At 68.9% G+C, this 20,240-nt stretch carries 15 protein-coding genes; 7 read left to right on the top strand and 8 right to left on the bottom strand.

Annotation, left to right across the window (positions count from 1 at the left end):
• Positions 1–95: 95 nt before the first annotated feature.
• Positions 96–464: an SCO2097 family morphological protein gene (locus LVY72_RS18270; RefSeq protein WP_237824277.1), complete on the bottom strand. Its 369-nt coding sequence runs from the start codon at positions 462–464 to the stop codon at positions 96–98.
• A gap of 181 nt (positions 465–645) precedes the next feature.
• Positions 646–1,890, bottom strand: coding sequence for a DNA polymerase IV (gene dinB / locus LVY72_RS18265; RefSeq protein ID WP_443627202.1), 1,245 nt, complete (start codon positions 1,888–1,890; stop codon positions 646–648).
• A gap of 62 nt (positions 1,891–1,952) precedes the next feature.
• Here dinB and LVY72_RS18260 point away from each other — a divergent pair, with 62 nt between their 5' ends.
• A complete protein-coding gene (locus LVY72_RS18260; RefSeq protein ID WP_237824265.1) occupies positions 1,953–3,062 on the top strand; it encodes a polyprenyl synthetase family protein in 1,110 nt (369 codons plus the stop codon).
• Between the two features lie 49 nt (positions 3,063–3,111).
• Here the strand turns inward: LVY72_RS18260 and LVY72_RS18255 are convergent, their stop codons facing one another.
• Positions 3,112–3,465, bottom strand: coding sequence for an Rv2175c family DNA-binding protein (locus LVY72_RS18255; RefSeq protein WP_237824263.1), 354 nt, complete (start codon positions 3,463–3,465; stop codon positions 3,112–3,114).
• A gap of 227 nt (positions 3,466–3,692) precedes the next feature.
• Here LVY72_RS18255 and LVY72_RS18250 point away from each other — a divergent pair, with 227 nt between their 5' ends.
• A complete protein-coding gene (locus LVY72_RS18250; RefSeq protein ID WP_237824260.1) occupies positions 3,693–5,450 on the top strand; it encodes a LysM peptidoglycan-binding domain-containing protein in 1,758 nt (585 codons plus the stop codon).
• 24 nt (positions 5,451–5,474) lie between these two features.
• Positions 5,475–7,577 carry a Stk1 family PASTA domain-containing Ser/Thr kinase gene (gene pknB, locus LVY72_RS18245; RefSeq protein ID WP_237824250.1) on the top strand — a complete coding sequence of 701 codons (2,103 nt, stop codon included), beginning with the start codon at positions 5,475–5,477 and terminating at the stop codon, positions 7,575–7,577.
• A 24-nt stretch (positions 7,578–7,601) separates the two neighbouring features.
• Here pknB and LVY72_RS18240 read toward each other — a convergent pair whose 3' ends face one another.
• The gene (locus tag LVY72_RS18240) at positions 7,602–8,993 is read right to left on the bottom strand and encodes a class II 3-deoxy-7-phosphoheptulonate synthase (RefSeq protein WP_237824248.1); all 1,392 of its coding nucleotides are present in this window, start codon (positions 8,991–8,993) and stop codon (positions 7,602–7,604) included.
• A 64-nt stretch (positions 8,994–9,057) separates the two neighbouring features.
• Entirely contained in the window at positions 9,058–9,948 is an 891-nt protein-coding gene (locus tag LVY72_RS18235; RefSeq protein WP_237824246.1) for a lysophospholipid acyltransferase family protein, read from the bottom strand.
• Between the two features lie 134 nt (positions 9,949–10,082).
• Between LVY72_RS18235 and LVY72_RS18230 the strand changes: the two genes are divergently transcribed.
• Together LVY72_RS18230 and LVY72_RS18225 are read left to right on the top strand one after the other, a co-directional pair.
• Complete coding sequence (locus tag LVY72_RS18230; protein ID WP_237824238.1) at positions 10,083–10,841, top strand: alpha/beta hydrolase; 759 nt, start codon at positions 10,083–10,085, stop codon at positions 10,839–10,841.
• Positions 10,828–11,193: a hypothetical protein gene (locus LVY72_RS18225; protein WP_237824236.1), complete on the top strand. Its 366-nt coding sequence runs from the start codon at positions 10,828–10,830 to the stop codon at positions 11,191–11,193. Before LVY72_RS18230 ends, LVY72_RS18225 begins: the two co-directional genes overlap by 14 nt.
• 19 nt (positions 11,194–11,212) lie before the next feature.
• Here the strand turns inward: LVY72_RS18225 and LVY72_RS18220 are convergent, their stop codons facing one another.
• Positions 11,213–12,232, bottom strand: a complete 1,020-nt coding sequence (locus LVY72_RS18220) for an ROK family protein (RefSeq protein ID WP_237824235.1) — start codon at positions 12,230–12,232, stop codon at positions 11,213–11,215.
• Between the two features lie 118 nt (positions 12,233–12,350).
• Between LVY72_RS18220 and LVY72_RS18215 the strand changes: the two genes are divergently transcribed.
• Positions 12,351–14,192 carry an AMP-dependent synthetase/ligase gene (locus LVY72_RS18215; RefSeq protein WP_237824233.1) on the top strand — a complete coding sequence of 614 codons (1,842 nt, stop codon included), beginning with the start codon at positions 12,351–12,353 and terminating at the stop codon, positions 14,190–14,192.
• A 1-nt stretch (position 14,193) separates the two neighbouring features.
• Here the strand turns inward: LVY72_RS18215 and LVY72_RS18210 are convergent, their stop codons facing one another.
• Positions 14,194–15,603: a mycothione reductase gene (locus LVY72_RS18210; protein ID WP_237824231.1), complete on the bottom strand. Its 1,410-nt coding sequence runs from the start codon at positions 15,601–15,603 to the stop codon at positions 14,194–14,196.
• Positions 15,604–15,665: 62 nt separating this feature from the next.
• On the bottom strand, positions 15,666–19,106 hold the full coding sequence (locus LVY72_RS18205) for a pyruvate carboxylase (protein WP_237824229.1): 3,441 nt from the start codon (positions 19,104–19,106) through the stop codon (positions 15,666–15,668).
• A 234-nt stretch (positions 19,107–19,340) separates the two neighbouring features.
• Between LVY72_RS18205 and LVY72_RS18200 the strand changes: the two genes are divergently transcribed.
• A complete protein-coding gene (locus LVY72_RS18200; RefSeq protein WP_237824222.1) occupies positions 19,341–20,201 on the top strand; it encodes a ParA family protein in 861 nt (286 codons plus the stop codon).
• Positions 20,202–20,240: the final 39 nt, after the last annotated feature.

Below are 20,240 nucleotides of genomic sequence, written 5' to 3'. Positions count from 1 at the left end.
GGACTTGAACAGCGGCTGCGCGGTTCTGCGACGCAGGGAATGCAGGGTGGATGCCTCCCGGTTCCGCCGGCAGGGCCGGCGGCACGGACACCTGGTCAGCGGTCCTCGCCGTTGCGGCGCTGGTCCCAGCGGTCCTCAAGGTTGGACATAAAGCCGCCCTTGGCCGATGATGAGCGACGTGGCCCGGCGGGCTGCCCACGGGCGGGACGGCGGGTGGTGGCCCAGTAGACCCCGGCACCCATGATCAGGAAGCCCAGAACGCCGACAGCGATGATCTGGTTCCAGATGCCGATCAGGAGAACAAGGATGCCGGCAACTGCCACCAGGGACCCGACCACGATATGGCGCGTGGACAGGGACCGGCTCCCGGCAGCCTCCATGTGGCTGGCAAATTTGGGGTCGTCAGCATGGAGCTGCTGCTCCAGCTGGTCCAGCAGCCGTTGTTCATGCTCTGAGAGTGGCATCAGAGCCTCCTTATTCCCTAATTCCCTACGAGTTTTACCCTTGCGTGAGTCATCTACCGGCTCAACGATCTCTGCAGGCGAAGAGTTCCTTGATCCACCCCCGGAACCACCCCGGACGCCAATGTTTTCTTACCACTAAGAATAGATTGCAAAGCCTCCAACGGAAAGCTGGCACACCGGGCTATGGCGTTGCTTCCGGTGGATCCGGACGCCGGCCGGATGTCTTCAACAATGCGGCCGGCAGCACCCCTGCGTCGCCGTACTTCCGGTTGACCTTATCCAGCGCCTGCTCGGCACTGCGCCACTGGTCCTCGCTGCCGTCGAAGGTCAACTGCCGGCCCGCGCCGTCGGAGGGTTCCAGCTGCTCGGCCCGCAGTCCCACCAGCCGCACACGCTGGGGACGGGGCCCGAGCGCCTCCAGCAACTGGAGGGCAGCGGCATACAACTGCTGGGCGCTGTCTGCCGGTTCCGGCAGCCGGCGCGACCTATTAATAGTGGTGAAGTCCGCGTAACGCAGCTTCATCGCCACCGTCCGGCACTGCATACCGGAGGCGCGAAGCCTGCTGGCCGTCCGGTGGGCCAAGCGCAGCAGTTCCCGCCGCAGCTGCCCGGTGTCCGCCACGTCGTCGTCGAAGGTCTCCTCGGCACCGATGCTCTTTTCGATCCGCTCCGGCGTGACCGCCCGGTCATCGATCCCCCAGGCCAGCCGATGGACATGGTCCCCGGCCGCCCCCAGCAACTTGTGCAGGGCCGAAGGCGGGGTATGGGCCAGGTCCGCTACCGTCCGGATACCAAGCCTCGCCAAAGTTTCCCGGGTCTTCGCGCCGACGCCCCACAGGGCGCCGACCGGCAGCGTGTGGAGGAACTCGACGGTGCGGTCCTGGGGAATCAGCAGCAAGCCGTCCGGCTTGGCCTGGGTCGAGGCGATCTTGGCCACGAACTTGGTCGCTGCGATGCCGACAGTGGCGGTGATCCCCAGCTGGTCCCGGATCGTCCCGCGGACCAGCGCGCCGATCTGCAAGGGATCGCCCAGCCGCCGCTGCGAGCCCGAGATGTCCAGGAAGGCCTCGTCCACGCTCAGCTGTTCAACCTGCGGCGTCAGGTTCCTGAATACTTCCATCACCCGGGCCGACATAGCCCGGTATTTGGCCTGGTTCGGCTCGATCACCACTGCCTGGGGGCACAGCCGCCGGGCCCGGGCCATCGGCATGGCCGAACGCACCCCGAACCGCCTGGCCTCGTAGGACGCCGAAAGCACCACGGCCCTGCCGGATTCGGAACCCACAATGACGCAGCGGCCCCGCAGCTCGGGACGTTCCAGCAGTTCCACGGAGACGAAAAACGCGTCCATGTCGACATGCATGATGTTGCAGTTCGCCGAACTGCCGGAATTTCCCTGCGCTTGCTCCGCCAATCCGTTGCCCACCTCTTAATGGTAGGTGCCGGCACCGACCGACCAGTTCCCTCCTGCTCCCGTAGACTGGCGGGATGGACCAACTTCGCCCCACGCTGGCCCCAAGCACCGCCGCCGAACAGACCGCATACCGCCAGGACCTCACCGACGGTCTGGCCGGTTTCCTGGATTCCAAGCGCGTCGCGCTGCATGAGGTAGCACCGGAGGCCGGGACCCTGGTGGATGCGATTGCGGACTTGACCCAGGGCGGCAAACGGATGCGGGCGCTGCTGGCCTACTGGGGATGGCGCGGCGCCGGCGGCGGCGCGGCAGCGGAGCAGGCAGTCCGCGCCGGTGTCGCGCTGGAATTGTTCCAGGCGGCCGCGCTGATCCACGACGACATCATTGACCGGTCGGACACCCGCCGCGGCAAGCCCAGCGTGCACCGGCAGTTCGAGGGCCTGCACCTGCGCCAAAGCTGGTCGATGGACGCGGAGCGCTACGGCGTGGCCGCCGCGCTGCTGACCGGGGACCTGTGCCTGTCCCTCAGCGAGGAAGCCTTCAACTCGGTCGGGCCCGAGGCCGGCAGCGGCACCGAAGCGCGCCGCATCTTCGACCAGATGCGCACCGAAGTGATGGCCGGCCAGTACCTCGATGTCCTCGAAGAGGTGGCCGGGCCGTCCCGTCCTGCGGAGACGGCGGTGGACCGGGCTCTTCAGATCCTGCGCTTCAAATCGGCCAAGTACTCCACGGTGCACCCGCTCTGCCTCGGCGGCGCCCTGGCCGGCGGCGGACCGGACCTGCTCCAGGCCTATGCCCAGTTCGCCCTGCCACTGGGAGAAGCCTTCCAGATCCGCGACGACGTCCTGGGCGTCTTCGGCGATCCGGCGGCCACCGGCAAGCCGGCCGGGGACGACCTGCGCGAGGGCAAGCGCACCGTCCTGATTGCGCACACGCTGAAAACCTGTTCCGAAGCCGAGCGCCGGTTCCTCGACGAACACCTGGGCTCTTCGCTCCTGGCCGATTCAACTATCGAAGAACTGCGCGCTCTCATCGTCCGCTCCGGCGCCTTGGCGGCCGCAGAACAGATGATCGAGGAACTGACTGCGGCCGCGTATCAGCGGCTGGACGGCCTGCCGGTCGACCCCGAGGTTGGCGGCGCCCTGCGCGCCCTGGCCGACGCCGCCGTCCGCCGCACCTCCTAGCCGGGCCGCCCCGCAGGTATCAGACGCCGGGTGTCAACGCCGGGCCGGGTCACCAGGCCAGGGCCTGGGCCCGGCGCCTGATCTCGGTCTTGCGCCCTGCCTGCAGCGCATCGATCGGACGGCCGGGGAGGGACTCGTCCGCCGTGAAAAGCCAGCGGAGGATTTCCTCGTCGCTGAACCGGGCATCCCTGAGCACCGAAATCGTGCCCTTCAGGCTCTCGAGCACATGGTCGTCCACCAGGAAGTCCGCCGGAATGCAGCGGATGTTGCCCTCCCCCACGCGGGCGGCCAGCACCGTGTGGTCGTCGATCAGGCTGTGGACCTTCTTCAGCGGCAGCCCCAGGCGCTCGGCGACGTCCGGAATCGGCAGCCAGTCGGTTATCAGTTCTTCAAGTTCACTCACTTAACAAGGTTGCCACGGCCCGGGCGTCCGGAGCCATTCGCCCATCCGACACGCCGCCTTCGGTTCTGGATCTTCCGCGCAAGCTTTTGTGTTATGCAGCGATAGTGTAGATTCACAAGAGTCTCAGTTGTCACATCAACAACAGAGGCACCATGCATTACACCCGCACTGTCCGGTACCAGCCAACCGGCCCGGCTTCCGCCGCCGACCCACGTGAGGAACCATCGATGTCTGACCAGCGACCGACCATCAGTCCGATCAGCACCCAGGCGATGCCCGGCGGCCAGCCGTCACGCATGTTCCTTTCGGCTGCCGCCACTGCTGCGATCCCCGCCGTCGTACTATCCTCCGCTGCACTGGCCCTTCCTGCGCAGGCAGCCGAGCAGGCCCCGCGGATGGCGCTGCAGCCACGGCTGGCGGACGGGACCTCCGGGCCGCTGCTGGCCCGCATGGTTCCGGCCTCCCAGGTCGCCGCGCAGCTGCCCTCGATGCTCCGACCGGCCAGCAGCGCGGTTCCGGCGAACTACATCGTGCGTTCCGGCGACACAGTCAGCGCGATCGCAGCCCGCTACGGGCTAAGCACCTCCAAGGTACTCAGCCTCAACGGACTGCGGACCAGCTCGATCATCTACCCGGGCCAGAAACTGAAGCTCACCGGCACTGCGGCCCGGTCGGCGCAGACCACCATCAAAGCCTCGTCCAAGGCGTCCGGCTACACGGTCAGGGCCGGGGACACGCTCTCGGGCATCGCCTCCCGCCACGGCATCTCGCTGTCGAAGCTGCTCGCGGCCAACGGGCTGAAGACCAGCTCGATCATCTACCCGGGCCAGAAGCTCAAGCTCACTGGAGCCGCCAAGGCTCCTTCGTATGGGGCCGCCGCCAGCCTGAACAAGTCCACCTCGATGTCGTCCAGCTACACGGTCAGGGCCGGGGACACGCTCTCCGGCATCGCCTCCCGCCACGGCATCTCGCTGTCGAAGCTGCTCTCGGCCAACGGGCTGAAGACCAGCTCGATCATCTACCCGGGCCAGAAACTCAAGCTCACCGGCAAAGGCGCAGGCACAGTCACAGCCGCCGCCAAGCCGGCGGCACAGGCGGCCACCGTCTCCGGCAGCTACACGGTCAAGACCGGCGACACCCTCTCCGGCATCGCCGCCCGCAACGGCACCACCCTGGCCAAGCTACTCTCCGCCAATGGCCTGAAATCCAGCTCGATCATCTACCCGGGCCAGAAGCTCAAGCTCACCGGCAAGAGCACGGCCGCCACGAGCGCAACACCGGCAGCCAACGCCGCCAGCGACGGTGCGTCCGCGGCGACGAACGCCACCTACACCGTGCGGGCCGGGGACACGCTCTCCGGCATCGCCGAGCGGCTGGGCATGGGCCTGAGCCAACTGCTCGCCGCAAACGGCCTGAGCAGCTCCTCGACCATCTACCCGGGCCAGACGCTGAAAGCCTCCGGCGGCACCACCAGCGCAGCCTCCTCCGCCATCGAACCGCTGGTGCCGAGCACGTTCCTGCACTACACCTACCCCGAGTCAGTGGTGGCGGACGCCAACAAGAACAAGGCGCTGCTGCTGTCCACTCCGCAGCCGACCCAGGCGCAGATGCAGCAGATCGTGCGTGACACCGCGGTGGCGATGGGGGTGGATCCGGCCCTGGCCCTGGCCTTCGCCTACCAGGAGTCAGGCTTCCAGCAGACCGCCGTCTCCCCCGCCAACGCCATCGGCACCATGCAGGTCATTCCGTCCTCGGGCGAATGGGCCTCGGATCTGGTCGGCCGGAAGCTGAACCTGCTGGACCCGTACGACAATGCCGCCGCCGGCGTCGCCATCATCCGCTCGCTGGTGCGCACCAGCGACACCCTGGACATCGCGATCGCCTCCTACTACCAGGGCCAGTACTCGGTGACCACCCACGGCATGTATTCGGACACCAAGGCCTATGTGAAGGCTGTGAAGGCGCACATGAAGAACTTCCGCTAGGCCCGGACGGCTTAGTATCTAAGAGTGCAGGAACATGTAGCAGATCCGCTGGCCGGTGCCATCGTGGACGGGCGCTACCGGATCATTTCGAGGCTGGCGCGCGGTGGCATGTCCACCGTCTACCTCGCCACGGACAACCGGCTGGACCGGCCCGTGGCACTGAAGATCCTGTATCCGCACCTGGCCGCGGACCGCTTCTTCCTGGAACGCTTCGAACGCGAAGCCAAATCCGCGGCGCGGCTGTCGCATCCACACGTCGTCGGCGTGCTGGACCAAGGCTACGACGGCGACATCGCCTATCTGGCGATGGAATATGTGCCCGGCCATACGCTGCGGGACACGCTCAACGAAAAGGGCGCCTTGACGCCCCGGCTGGCGCTGGCGCTGCTGGATCCGGTGGTGGAAGGACTCGCCGCGGCCCATCAGGCAGGATTGGTGCACCGGGACGTGAAGCCCGAGAACGTGCTCATGTCCTCGGACGGCCGGATCAAGATCGGCGATTTCGGCCTGGCCCGCGCAGCCTCCGCCAGCAACAGCACGGCCACGCTGATCGGCACCGTGGCTTACATCGCTCCCGAGCTGGTGTCCAACGCCGCCGCCGATGCACGCAGCGACATCTATTCAGTGGGCATCATGCTCTTCGAAATGCTCACTGGCCGGCAGCCCTTCACCGGTGAATCCTCGATCCAGATCGCCTACCAGCACGTCAACTCGTCCGTTCCGCTTCCCTCGAGCGTGGTGCCGGGCCTGGCCCCCGATCTTGACGAACTGGTCCAGTGGTGCACGGCCCGGGATCCTGACCAGCGCCCGCACAGCGCCACGGCTTTGCTCGGCGAGCTGCGCCACATCCGGACCACGCTCAGCGACCGCGAGCTGGATTTCCGCGCCGCCATGGCCGGTCCGGCCGTGGGCGGTGTTCCGGGATCGGACACCGGGCGCCTCGGCACGCAGCCGATCAACACCCTTCCCGCGGCAGCTGGGGCTGCGGCGGCCGATGACCACAGCGAGGACCCGAACCGGACCACCGTGATTGCGCCGAGCTATCAGCGCACGACGGCGATCCCCCGCACCCCGCTGCCGCAGGGTCCCGTCCGGCCGCAGGTGCCGGACGGGACCCTCCCGGCCGTACCCGGCGCCGCCCGTCCCCGGGGCTTGAGCAAGCGGCAGGAGCGGGCCTGGGAACGCGAGCGTGCCCGGCAGGCCCGGCGTCCGGCCGTTGCCTTGCGGCCGGGGAACCGTCGCCGCCGCGGGGTGGTCTGGGCGGTCGTGCTGACCCTCCTGGCAGTGCTGGCGGCCACCGCCGGCTGGTTCTTCGGCATGGGTCCCGGGGCACCGATTTCCATTCCGGATGTGACCGGCCGCTCGTCGGCCGATGCCCAGGCCCTGCTGCAGCAGCGCGGGCTGGAGTTCTCGCTGAACGAGGTATTCGACGAGCAAATCGAGCGCGGGCTGGCCGTCGGCACCGTTCCCTCCCCGCCCGCCCAGGTGCGCTGGTTCGAGCCGGTCACCCTGATCGTTTCCAAGGGACCGGAACTGTTCGAGGTGCCCAAGGTGCTGGGCCTGACCGAAGAACAGGCGAAGGCCAAGCTGCAGGCAGCGAACCTAACCGCGGGCCAGATCACCCGCGAGTACCACGCGTCGGCGCCGGCCGGCAGCATCCTGGGCCAGGATCCGTCCGCCGGCGAGCACCTGCGCCGGGGCAGCGCGATCGACCTGACCGCCTCGGCCGGGCCTGAGCCCTTCGACGTGCCCGACGTGACCGGCGAAAGCGTGGAGGATGCGACGTCCGACCTGCAGCGGGAGGGCCTGAAAGTCTCGATCGCCCAGGATCGCGTCTACGACAGGGAGGTCGACGCCGGCAAAGTCGTTTCCCAGTCGCCGGCGTCAGGCACCGTGGTCCCCGGCGACACGGTCACGCTGACCTTGTCCCTGGGGCCACGCATGGTGGACGTGCCCAGCGTGGTCGGCCAGTCGGTCCGCGACGCCCGGCGCACGCTCGAGGACCTCGGCTTCGAGGTGGACGTGCGCAACTTCTTCTTTGGCGGCGATGACGCCACCGTCCGGTCGCAGGATCCCGACGGCGGGACCGCGCCGGAAGGCAGCGTCATCACACTGCGCGCTTTCTGACCCAGCGCTCAGGCGCCTGTCTGCTCAGGCGCCTTTCTTCGCTGCCAGCGAGCCGGCGACCAGGAACGCCATTTCCAGGGACTGCATATGGTTAAGCCGGGGGTCGCAGACGGACTCGTAGCGGTCCACGAAGGCCTCCTGGTCGATGGGGTCGGAGCCACCGAGGCATTCGGCGACGTCGTCCCCGGTCATTTCCACGTGCAGCCCGCCCGGGAACGTGCCCAGGCCCTTGTGCACCTCGAAGAACCCGCGGACCTCGTCGATCACGTCGTCGAAAATGCGCGTCTTGTAACCGTTGGGCGAGGTCACGGTGTTGCCGTGCATCGGGTCGGTCACCCAGAGGACCTGGGCGCCGCTGGCGGTTACCTTCTCGACCAGCGGCGGCAGCTTCTCCCGGATGTTCCCGGCTCCCATCCGCGTGATGAACGTCAGGCGCCCGGGCTCCCGCTGCGGATCGAGTTTCTCGATCAGGCGCAGGGCGTCGTCCGCGGTGCTGTTCGGGCCGAGCTTGACGCCGATCGGGTTGCGGACGCGGGAGAGGAAGTCCACGTGCGCCCCGTCCAGCTGCCGGGTCCGCTCGCCGATCCAGAGGAAGTGGCCCGATGTGTCGTACGGCAGGCCGGTACGGGAATCGATCCGGGTCAGCGCCCGCTCGTAGTCCAGCACCAGGGCCTCGTGGCTGGCGAAGAATTCCACCCGCTTGAGCGCGTCGAAGTCCGCGCCGCACGCATCCATGAACTTGACCGCGCGGTCGATCTCCCGGGCCAGCGACTCATAGCGCGAGTGCGCCGGATTGGCCATGAAACCCCGGTTCCAATGGTGGACCAGCCGCAGGTCGGCGAAGCCCCCCTGCGTGAAGGCACGGATCAGGTTCAGCGTGGAGGCGGAGGTATGGTAGGCCTTGACCATCCGGGCGGCGTCATGGGCGCGCGATTCCGGGGTGAAGTCGTAACCGTTGACCATGTCGCCGCGGTAGGCCGGCAGGGTTTCGGTTCCGCGGGTTTCGTCGTTGGAAGAGCGCGGCTTGGCGAACTGGCCGGCCATCCGGCCCATCTTGATGACGGGCAGGGAGGCACCGTACGTCAGGACCACGGCCATCTGCAGGATGGTGCGGACCCGGGCACTGATCTTGTCCGCGGTGGCACCATCGAAGGTTTCGGCGCAGTCGCCGCCCTGGAGCAGGAACGCCTTGCCTTGGGCCGCGGCGGCCAGCCGGCCGCGCAGCACATCCACCTCGCCGGCGAAGACTAGCGGCGGCAGGACCGCGAGCTCGGCCACCGAGGACCGGAACACCTCACTGTCCGCCCACGTGGGCTGCTGGACCGCGGGAAGGTCGCGCCAGGCATCGAGGCCCGGATAGTCGGCGGCGCTGGGGACCGGTGCGGACGAGAGGGTGGTTGCGGAGAGGTCAGTCACAACTTAATGCTAGCCCAGCGGCGGTGGCTGTCCGCCCGGGCCGTAACGCTTCCCGCCGCCGCTGTCACATTTCCGGCGTGCGTCCTGGATCTTGCTCCGGCGGCCGGGGAGCCTGGCCGGCCGGCGGGGCGCCGCCGATTTCGGTGATCGCTCCGGGAGCCTTCCCACCCGCTCCGGTTCCGGCCTGGTCCGTCTGGCCGGCCTGCTCCGGGCTGAGCCTGACCGCGTCCCGGGCCCGCTGCTGCTGGGCCGTCCGGCCGGTTTTGCCGGCCTTGCGTGCCGCCAGCTGCGCCTTCACTGTGGACGCGTACACGTCGACGTACTCCTGGCCGGACAGCCGCATGATTTCGTACATGATCTCGTCGGTAACCGCCCGCTGCACGAACCGGTCCTCGGCCAGGCCCTCGTACCGGGAAAAGTCCAGCGGCTTGCCGATGATCGTGCCCACCCGGCGGATATTCGGAATCCGGCGCCCGATCGGCTGGACCTTGTCGGTGCCGATCATGGCCACCGGGATCACCGGTACGCCGGTGCGCAGCGCCAGCTTGGCGACACCGGTCTTGCCGCGGTAGAGCCGGCCGTCGGGGCTGCGGGTGCCCTCGGGATAGATCCCGAGCAGCCCGCCCTGGGCCAGCGCATCGGCCCCCGCCAGCAGCGAGTTGGCCGACGCCGAGCCGCCGGAACGGTCCATCGGCAGCTGGTTGGTCATGCGGAAGAAGGCCGCGGTCAGCCGGCCCTTGATCCCCTTGCCGGCGAAATACTCTGCCTTGGCCAGGAAGACCACCGGCCGGGTCACCGCCACCGGCAGGAAGATCGAGTCGGAGAAGGACATGTGGTTGCTGGCCAGGATCGCCGGCCCCTCGGCGGGAACATTGTCCAATCCCTTGATCCAGGGCCGGAACAGCAGCCGGACGATCGGTCCGATGAAGATCGTCTTCATTACCCAATAGAACACGAGGGGCCTTCCGGTTCCGGTTGCGGCGGGCTGGCTGCATTTTCCTCACCAGAATAATCGATCGGGACGCCGCCCCGGCCAGGCGGCACGGACCGGCGTAGTCGCACGGTGGTGCAGGATGACACGATAGAGGCATGACTTCCATCCAGCCTGCCCGGACTCCGGCGGCCGGCAGCCGCAACGGCGCCATCGGCATTGTGCTCGGCCATGGCTTCACCGGTTCCCCGCACAGCATCCAGGGCTGGGCCGACTACCTCACGGAGCAGGGCTTCACCGTCGCCGTGCCGCTGCTGCCGGGCCATGGCACCCGGTGGCAGGACCTGGTCCGCACCCCGTGGCAGCAGTGGTACGACGCCTATGAACGCGCCTGGGACGAGCTGGCCCGCGAACGCTCCGCCGTCTTCGCCGCCGGCCTGTCCATGGGCGGAACGCTGGCGCTGCGGCTGGCCGCGCGCCGGCCGGTGGCCGGCGTCGCCGTCGTCAATCCGGCACTGAGCATCGCGGATCCCGCCGCGCGCTATGCCGGCCTGCTCAAATACGCCGTCCGCAGCGTGAAAGCCATCGGCAACGACATCAAGCGCCCGGGCATGGATGAACAGGCCTACCCGCGTACTCCTGTGGCCGCAGTGCACCAGCTGCGCCGGTTGATCGCCGATACCGCCGCCGCGCTGCCGGCCGTCACCGCCCCCACCTTGGTCTTCCGGTCCGCCGTCGACCATGTGGTCCCGGCTTCGAGCGTGGAACTGATCCGCCGCCGGATCGGCGGCCAGCTGGAAGTGGTCCCGCTGCCGGACAGCTACCATGTGGCCACGCTGGACAACGACGCCGAAACGATCTTTGCCCGCACTGCCGGGTTCCTGGCCGCAGGGAGGCCCGCAGATGACCGAGCCTGAGCGGTCCCGGGAGGAGGCCGAATGGCTGGACCTGGTGGCCCGGCTCGAATCCACGGACAGCGAACTGGTCCCGGAGCCCGGGCCACGGGACTACACCGCCGCTGACGACGACGACGAAGGTTACGTGCCGCCGGAACCGGCGCCGCTGGGCGCCGGGGAACCGCTGGTGGTGCTGGCCTGGCTCATGGTGGCCGGCGGACCGGTCGGGCTGCTGTTGATTGCCATGTTCTGGCGCGGTGTGCCCATGGCGGCCGTGCTGGGGATCATCGTGCTGGTCATCGCCGCGGCAGGATACCTGGTCTCGCGGCTGCCGTCGGAACGGGACGGGTACGACGACGGAGCAAAAGTCTAACTGGGCAAAGGCCTGGCAGCTAGAACCTGGACAGGTCCGCGGCGCCCACCAGTCCTGCCCCGGCCCCGAGGACTGCCGGGCGGACCGGAGCCTCGGGACGGTAGCCGCGGCCGGCCAGATTGCGGGCGAAGGCGTGCCGGGCCGGCTCCAGCAGCAGGTCCCCCGCTTCGCACAGCCCGCCGCCGATCACGAACATCCCGGGATCCAGCGCGGCAGCAAGGTTGGCCAGCCCAAGGCCCAGCCACTCACCGGCGTCCTCGAGCAGTTCCCTGCTGGCCGCGTGTCCGTCCAGCGCGAGCGCGGTGATCATGGCCCCGGTAATGGCGTCGGCCTGGCCGCCGGCAGCGCGCAGCCATTCCAGCGCGACCGGCGAATTAGCCTCCGCCAATTCGCGGGCCTCCCGGCCCAGCGCGTTGCCGGAGGCATACTGCTCCCAGCAGCCCCGGTTGCCGCATTCGCAGCGGTGGCCGTGCGGCACCAGGACCTGGTGTCCGTATTCCCCGGCCACGCCCCAGTTGCCGCGCTCGATCCGGCCGTCGGTGACCATGGCCCCGCCGATCCCGGTCCCCAGGGTGATGCACACCAGCCGGCGCTGGCCGCGCCCGGCGCCAAAGCGCCATTCCGCCCAGGCGGCGGCGTTGGCATCGTTGGCCACCACGACCCGGCGGCCGAGCAGCGCCTGCAGGTTGGCCCGCAGCGGTTCGTGCCGCCAGGCCAGATGCGGGCTGAACAGGACGGTACCGCCGTCCAGATCCATCCAGCCCGCAGCACCGACCCCTACCGAGCCGACGGCGTAGCTGTCAGCGAAGGCACGGACCAGTTGAGCGATGACCCGTTCCACTTCGGTCGGATCGTCCCCGGGCGTCTGCCGCACCTCCTGCGCCAGCACCTGCCCCTCGCCGTCGACGACACCGGCAGCCACCTTGGTGCCGCCGATATCCACGCCGATGGCCAGCCGCCCGCTGGCCGCCCCGGGCCGTGGGTGGCGGTGCTGCAGCACGGTGGGGATCCGCCGCCGGCGGCGCTGTCTGGAGTCCATCGACTTATCCTACGAGGTCGCGGCCGTTACCGATTTGTTGGCCGGCGTCCGGCCGCCACGCGGTCAAACCTTATACGCTGGGGGCAATCCCTGCGGGGCCCCGAGCAAAGGAGCGATCGTGCGCGAATTCAGCGTGCCTGTCATGGTGGATGTCCCGCGAGGGTCCAACATCACCGATCTGCTCGCCGGTCAGGCCGCACTGGCCTCGGATCCGGCGCTCTTCTCCCGCCGCGACAGCCACGGCAGCTGGCAGGACATCAGGGCCAGCGAGTTCCTCTCCGATGCCAAGGCACTGGCCAAGGGACTGGTGGCCAGCGGTATTGCGGCCGGAGACCGGGTAGGCATCATGGCCGGCACACGGTACGAGTGGAGCCTGGTGGATTTCGCCATTTGGTTCGCCGGGGCGGTTTCAGTCCCGATCTACGAGACCTCTTCCCCCGCGCAGGTCGCCTGGATCCTGGACGATTCCGGCGCCGTCGGAGTGTTCGCCGAGGGTCCTGCGCATGTGCAGCGGATCCGGACCGCGGTGCGCAGCGAGGCACCGGACGCCCTGCGCCACATCTGGCAGCTGGACGGGGCCACCCTCGATGCGCTGGGCGAAGCCGGCGTGAACGTCGCCGAAACCGTGATCGAGGAACGGCGCAGGCTGGCCGGCCTGGGCGACCTGGCCACGATCATCTACACCTCGGGCACCACCGGCCGGCCCAAGGGCTGCGAACTCACGCACGGGAACTTCGTGGAACTGGCGGTCAATGCCGCCGCGGCGCTGCCCGAGGTCGCCCACGAAGGTGCCCGGACGATCATGTTCCTGCCGCTGGCCCATGTCTTCGCCCGTTTCATCTCCGTGCTCTGCGTCGCCGCCGGCGTCACGGTGGCCCACACCTCCGATGTGAAAAACCTGCTGCCGGACCTGCAGAGCTTCCGGCCTTCCTTCATCCTGGCCGTGCCGCGGGTGTTCGAGAAGGTCTACACCTCCTCGCAGCTCAAGGCCGAGGACGGCGGAAAAGGCAGGATCTTCCGTGCGGCGGCGGATACAGCCGTCGCCTGGTCGCAGGCCTCGGCCGCCGGCCGGGTCCCCTTCCTGCTCAAGTGCCGGCACCGGCTCTTCGACAAGCTCGTGTACCACAAGATCCGCGAGGCCATGGGAGGCCAGGTGCGCTACGCCGTCTCCGGCGGCGCACCCCTGGGCGAACGGCTCGGGCACTTCTTCCACGGCGTCGGGCTACTGGTCCTGGAAGGCTACGGGCTGACCGAGACCACCGCGCCGGTGTCGGTCAACACCCCCCGCCTGGTCAAGATCGGCACCGTCGGATCGCCGCTGCCGGGCAACGCGGTGCGGATCGCCGACGACGGCGAAATCCTGGCCAAGGGCGTGTGCGTCATGCGCGGCTACTACAACCGTCCCGATCTGACCCAGGAGGCCTTCGCCGACGGCTGGTTCCGTACCGGGGACCTGGGCGCCCTGGACGAGGACGGCTTCGTCCGCGTCACCGGACGCAAGAAGGAAATCATCGTGACGGCGGCGGGGAAGAATGTCGTTCCGGCGCTGCTGGAAGACCGGATCCGGGCCCACCCGCTGGTGTCGCAGTGCGTGGTCATCGGCGACCAGCGGCCATTCGTCTCGGCGCTGATCAGCCTTGACGAAGAGGCACTGCCCGGCTGGCTGCAGCGCCGCGGCCTGGCCGCAGCCGGCCCGGCCGACGCCGCCGGGCTCGAACCGGTGCTGGCGGAACTCCAGGCCGCCGTGGACGAGGCCAACGGGACAGTCTCGCAGGCGGAGGCGGTACGGAGCTTCCGGGTAGTACCCGCCGACTTCACCGAAGCCTCCGGGCACCTGACGCCGTCGCTCAAGATCAAGCGGGCGAAGGTGCTGCAGGACTATGCCGACCTCGTGGACACCATCTACCGTGTCGCGCCTTCCCACCGCTCGCAAGCTCGCGGCGGGGACCCCCGGCGCTAGCTTAGCCCCCAGGGGGCAGGTCCAGCGACAACAGGGCGTTCTCCACCACCTCGGTCAGCGCCGGATGGATCCAGTACTGCCCGCGCGCCATGCTGTGCACGTCCAGGCCGAAGGTCAGGGCCTGGATCAGCGGCTGGATCAGCGTCGCGGCGTCATGGCCCATGATATGCGCCCCCAGCAGGCGGCCGGTGGCCTTCTCCGCCACCAGCTTCACGAATCCCTCGGTGTCCTCCATCGCCCAGCCGTAGGCGGTGGAACCATACTCCTGCACGGCGGTCACGATCTGGCCGCCGGCAGCCTGCGCGCGGGCCGCCTGCTCGGTCAGGCCCACGCTGGCGATCTGCGGCCGGGTGAAAACGGCCGAGGGAACGAAACGGTGGTCGCTGCGGCGCAGCTGCTCCGGATGCTCCAGGTTGTGGACCACCGTGCGGGCCTCGTGGTTGGCCACATGCTTGAGCTGGAAGGGGTTGCTGATGTCGCCAAGCGCCCAGACATCCGGCAGCGGGACGCCGCCGGACAGCACCCGCTGGTAGCCGTCCACGGCAAGCCGGCCGTCCCCGGTCAGGTCGAAACCGGCCGCCGCCGCATCCAGGGTGTCCGTATTGGGCACCCGGCCAAGGGCCACCAGCACGATGTCGGCATCGACGGTCTGTGAACCGGCGCCCTCCGACGCCGCGAAGACCGCGCGCACTCCGGTGCCGTGTTCCTCGATGGCCGACAGTGTCCAGCCCAGCCGCAGGTCCCAGGACCGTGCGGCGGCCTCGGTGAAGCGCTCCGAGACCAGGGCGTCCTCGGACTTGAGCAGCGGTGCGGAGCGGTTGACCTGCGTGACCTCGGCGCCGAGGCCGGAGAACACGGCCGCGAATTCGGCAGCCACGAACCCGCCGCCGACCACCAGGACGCGCTCCGGCAGCTGATCGATGCGCATGACGGTATCCGAGGTGTGCACCTGGGGCAGGTCGATGCCCGGCACCTGCGGCAGCACGGCGCGGGAACCTGCGGCGACCACGACATGACCGGCCTCGATGGCATGCCCGCCGGCGGTGACCAGCGATTTCGGCCCGGTGAAGCGCGCGAAATCCTGGTACAGGGTGACATTCTCGAGCTCCTCGTCCCGGTAGCGCCGCCCGGCTTCGGAGATGGCGTCGATCCGGCCGAAAATCCGGTCCCGCATCTGCTGCCAGCGCACCTTGTCGAGCCGGAGGTCGACGCCGAGCGGCCCGGCCTGTCCGGCGGCCGCCGCCAGCTGGGACGGATACACGAACATCTTGGTGGGGATGCACCCGACGTTCAGGCAGGTGCCGCCGAAGGTCCCGCCATCGACAATGGCGACCTTCCTGCCGTCCCAGTAGGGGGTCACCAGGGAGTTGCCTGAGCCGGAGCCGATGATGGCCAGATCGTAGTACGTCACAGCCCTCCACTATACCGGCGGCCCGAAGCGGCAAACCGCCCCGGGCCGCCGGTCCGGCTAGACTACTCCGCCTGCAGCGGGCCGACGACCACCAGCAGGTCCCCGCCCTGGACCTGTTCGACGGCGGAGACGGCCAGCCGCGAGATGGTCCCGCCCACGGGCGTGGTGATGCCCGCCTCCATCTTCATCGCCTCGATGGTCGCCACAGTGTCCCCGGCCTTGACCGTGTCGCCAACCTTCACGGTGACGGTGACGGCACCGGCGAAGGGGGCGGCCACGTGGCCGGGCTGGTTCGGGTCCGCCTTCTCGGCAACCTTGACATCGGACTCGACCGAGCGGTCCCGGACCGCGACGTTGCGCTGCTGGCCGTTGAGCGTGCACACCACCGTTCGCATACCCTTCTCGTCCGGCTCGGAGATGGCCCCGAGCTTGGCGATCAGCTTCACGCCGCGTTCGAGCTGGATGATGTGCTCGGTGTTGTGCTGCAGGCCGTAGAGGTAGTCCCGGGTGTCCAGCACGGACACGTCCCCGTAGACTTCCCGGGTCTTCTCGAAGTCCCGGGTGGGTCCGGCGAACAGCAGCCGGTTCAAGGTGGCGCGGCGCTGTGCCGAATCACCCTGGAGCGCGGCCGTGTCCTCGGCGCTCAGTTCCTCGTCGCGCACCTTCACGGTGCGGCCGGCCAATGCCTTGGTCCGGAACGGCTCGGGCCAGCCGCCGGGCGGGGTGCCCAGCTCGCCGCCGAGGAAACCGATGACCGAATCCGGGATGTCGAATTTCTGCGGATTCTCGGCGAACTCGCCCGGGTCCACGTTGGAACCGACCAGGGCCAGGGCCAGGTCGCCGACGACCTTCGAGGACGGGGTGACCTTGACCAGCCGGCCGAGCATCCGGTCCGCGGCCGCGTACATGTTCTCGATGTCCTCGAACCGCTCGCCCAGGCCCAGGGCCATGGCCTGCTGGCGCAGGTTGGACAGCTGCCCGCCGGGGATCTCGTGCAGGTAGACCCGGCCGGTGGGCCCGGGCAGTCCGGATTCGAACGGCGCGTAGACCCGGCGCACGGCCTCCCAGTAGGGTTCGAGCGAACTGACTGCGGCCAGGTCCAGGCCGGTGTCCCGTTCGGTATGGGCCAGGGCGGCCACGAGGGCGGACGCCGACGGCTGGCTGGTGGTGCCGGCCATGGAGGCGCTGGCGGTATCCACGGCGTCGACCCCGGCCTCGACGGCGGCCAGCAGGGTGGCCATCTGGCCGCCGGCCGTGTCGTGGGTGTGCAGGTGCACCGACAGGTCGAACCGTTCGCGCAGGGCGGTCACCAGCTTGGCCGCGGCCGCCGGGCGCAGCAGGCCCGCCATGTCCTTGATGGCCAGGATGTGCGCGCCGGCATCGACGATCCGCTGGGCCAGGTCCAGGTAGTAGTCCAGCGTGTACAGCGTCTCGTCCGGGTCCAGCAGGTCCCCGGTGTAGCACAGCGCCACCTCGGCAACCGCGGTTCCGGTCTCGCGCACGGCGCGGATCGCCGGTTCCATCTGGGATACGTCGTTGAGCGCATCGAAAATCCGGAAGATGTCGATGCCGGTGGCCGCGGCTTCCTGCACAAACGCCGCGGTGACTTCCTGCGGGTACGGCGTGTAGCCGACGGTGTTGCGCCCGCGCAGCAGCATCTGCAGGCAGATGTTCGGAATCGCCTTCCGCAGCGCGGCCAGCCGCTCCCACGGATCCTCGCCCAGGAAGCGCAGCGCGACGTCGTAGGTAGCCCCGCCCCACGCCTCCACCGAGAACAGCTGCGGCATCAGGGCCGACACTGCCGGTCCGGCGGCGACCAGGTCGCGGGTGCGCACCCGGGTGGCCAGCAGCGACTGGTGGGCGTCCCGGAAGGTGGTGTCGGTGACCGCCACCGCAGTCTGGGCCCGCAGCGCAGCGGCAAAGCCTTCCGGGCCCAGCTGCTGCAATTGCTGGCGGCTGCCGCTGGCCGGCACCACGGACAGCACCCCGGTGACCGCCGAAGCGGCCCGGGCTGCGGCAGGCAGTTTCTCCGCCGGGTCGACGGCCACCTTCAGCGTGCCGTTAGGCCGGTTCACGGTCACGTCCGCCAGGTAGGTCAGGAGCTTGGTGCCGCGGTCGGCGGAGACCCGGGCCTTGAGCAGTTCGGGACGTTCGTCAATAAAGCTGGTGGCGACGTTGCCGGCCACGAACTCCGGATCGTCCAGCACCGCCTGCAAAAAGGCGATGTTGGTCGAGACGCCGCGGATGCGGAACTCGGCCAGCGCGCGGCGGGCCCGCGCCACCGCGGTGCGGTAGTCCCGGCCCCGGCAGGTGAGCTTGACCAGCATCGAGTCGAAGTGCGGGCTGATTTCCGCGCCCGCGTAGACAGTGCCACCGTCCAGCCGCACGCCCGCGCCGCCGGCGGAGCGGTAGGCAGTGATCTTGCCGACGTCGGGGCGGAAACCGTTGGCCGGGTCCTCGGTAGTGATCCGCGACTGCAGCGCCGCACCCTTGATCGACACCGAGTCCTGGGACAGGCCCAGGTCCGCCAGCGACTCCCCCGCCGCGATCCGCAGCTGCGCCTGGACCAGGTCCACGTCGGTGATTTCCTCGGTCACCGTGTGCTCGACCTGGATCCGCGGGTTCATCTCGATGAACACATGCTGCCCGGCCCGCTCGCCCACGGTGTCCACCAGGAATTCCACCGTGCCGGCGTTGACGTAGCCCAGGGCCTTGGCGAACTTCACCGCATCCCGGTAGAGGGCCTGCCGGATGTTCTCGTCCAGGTTCGGCGCCGGGGCGATCTCGATCACCTTCTGGTGCCGGCGCTGCAGCGAACAGTCGCGCTCGAACAGGTGCATCACATTGCCCTGCCCATCGGCCAGGATCTGCACCTCGATGTGCCGCGGACGCAGCACCGCCTGCTCCAGGAAGACCGTGGGGTCACCAAAGGCGGTGTCCGCCTCGCGCATCGCCGAGGCCAGCGCCTCCGGCAGCGCCTCGCGGGTGTCCACCCGGCGCATCCCCCGCCCGCCGCCGCCGGCCACCGCCTTGACGAAGATCGGGAAGCCGATCTGCTCGGCCTCGGCCAGCAGCTCGTCGGCATCCGACGACGGCGCCGAGGACTTCAGCACCGGAATCCCTGCCTTGCGCGCCGCATCCAGCGCATGGACCTTGTGGCCGGCCAGCTGCAGCACCTCGGCCGGCGGACCCACGAAGGTGATCCCAGCCGCCTGGGCCGCCCGCGCCAGGTCCGGATTCTCGGACAGGAACCCGTAGCCCGGGTAGATCGCATCCGCGCCGGATTCCTTGGCCACCCGCACGATCTCATCCACGTCCAGGTAGGCCCGCACCGGGTGGCCTTCTTCGCCGATCAGGTAGGCCTCGTCAGCCTTCTGCCGGTGGATGGAATTGCGGTCCTCGTGCGGGAAGACGGCCACCGTCTTCGCACCCAGCTCGTAGGCTGCGCGGAAGGCCCTGATGGCGATCTCGCCGCGGTTGGCCACAAGGATCTTCGAGAACATAGTGCTCCTGCGTCGTCGCGGATAGATGGATATGCTGCAAGTCTCAGTGGCGGCAGCACCGCCTATCAAGCCAGTGTCGCACACATCACATCGCCGGCCGGCTATGTTACTCAGTCCCCCACACGCCCCGGCCAAAGCCCCGGAACCAGCGGCGGCGCACCTATGATGAATACGGGAAACAGGGGGCGCAGCCCCGCAGGACAAGCAGCAAGACGTTAGGTTTCGGTTCTAAACGTGCAAGTAGTGAGCATCAGCAGCCTCAAGGGCGGCGTCGGGAAAACCTCGGTCACCTTGGGGCTCGCGTCGGCTGCGTTGGCCGCAGGCATCCCCACCCTGGTCGTTGACCTGGACCCACATGCCGATGCCACCACGGGTCTGGGTGTGCGCCCGTCCCGGCAGGACGACATCGGCCGGATGCTCAGGAATCCCCGCCGTGCGGATCCGGCATCGCACGTGGCGCCGAGCGGCTGGGTGGCCACGGCCAAGCAGGAGCATTCGCCCGGCCGGCAGGTGCTGGACGTAGCTTTCGGATCCGCCTACACCGGCATCTACGACCGCCCGGACCTGCGCCGCCGGGATCTGGTCCGGCTGGTCAAGGTGCTCTCCGACGTCACCGGCTATGCGCTGGTGCTGATCGACTGTCCGCCGTCGCTGAACGGGCTGACCAGGATGGCCTGGATGGCCAGCGACCGGGTCCTGCTGGTGGCCGAACCAAGCCTGTTCTCGGTGGCCGGCACGGAACGGACCATGCGGGCACTGGACCTGTTCCGCGAGGAGTTTGCCCCGGATCTGGTCACCGCCGGCGTGGTGGCCAACCGGGTCCGTGCCGGTTCCAGCGAACACATGTACCGGATGGCGGAGATGCGCACGATGTTCGGGGAGCAACTGCTGGAACCGACCATCGCCGAACAGGCGAACTGGCAGCAGATCCAGGGTGCCGCCCATTCGATCCATCAGTGGCCGGGTGAATCGGCGCGGCAGGCCGCGGCCACCTTCGATGAGCTGCTCAAGCACTTCACGGACTCCGGCCGCCGGCGCCGCCAGCCGGCCCAGCCGGAGGCCAAACTGGCCGAGGCCGGCTCGACCTCGGGCTGAGCCGTTCCCGGCCGGAACCGGGTGAGGGAGGCAACCGAC

This window comes from Arthrobacter hankyongi, assembly GCF_022012395.1.
GTDB classification, from domain to species: domain Bacteria; phylum Actinomycetota; class Actinomycetes; order Actinomycetales; family Micrococcaceae; genus Crystallibacter; species Crystallibacter hankyongi.
The sequence above is the reverse complement of the archived record's forward strand: the minus strand, read 5'-3'. Positions and strand labels throughout refer to the sequence as shown.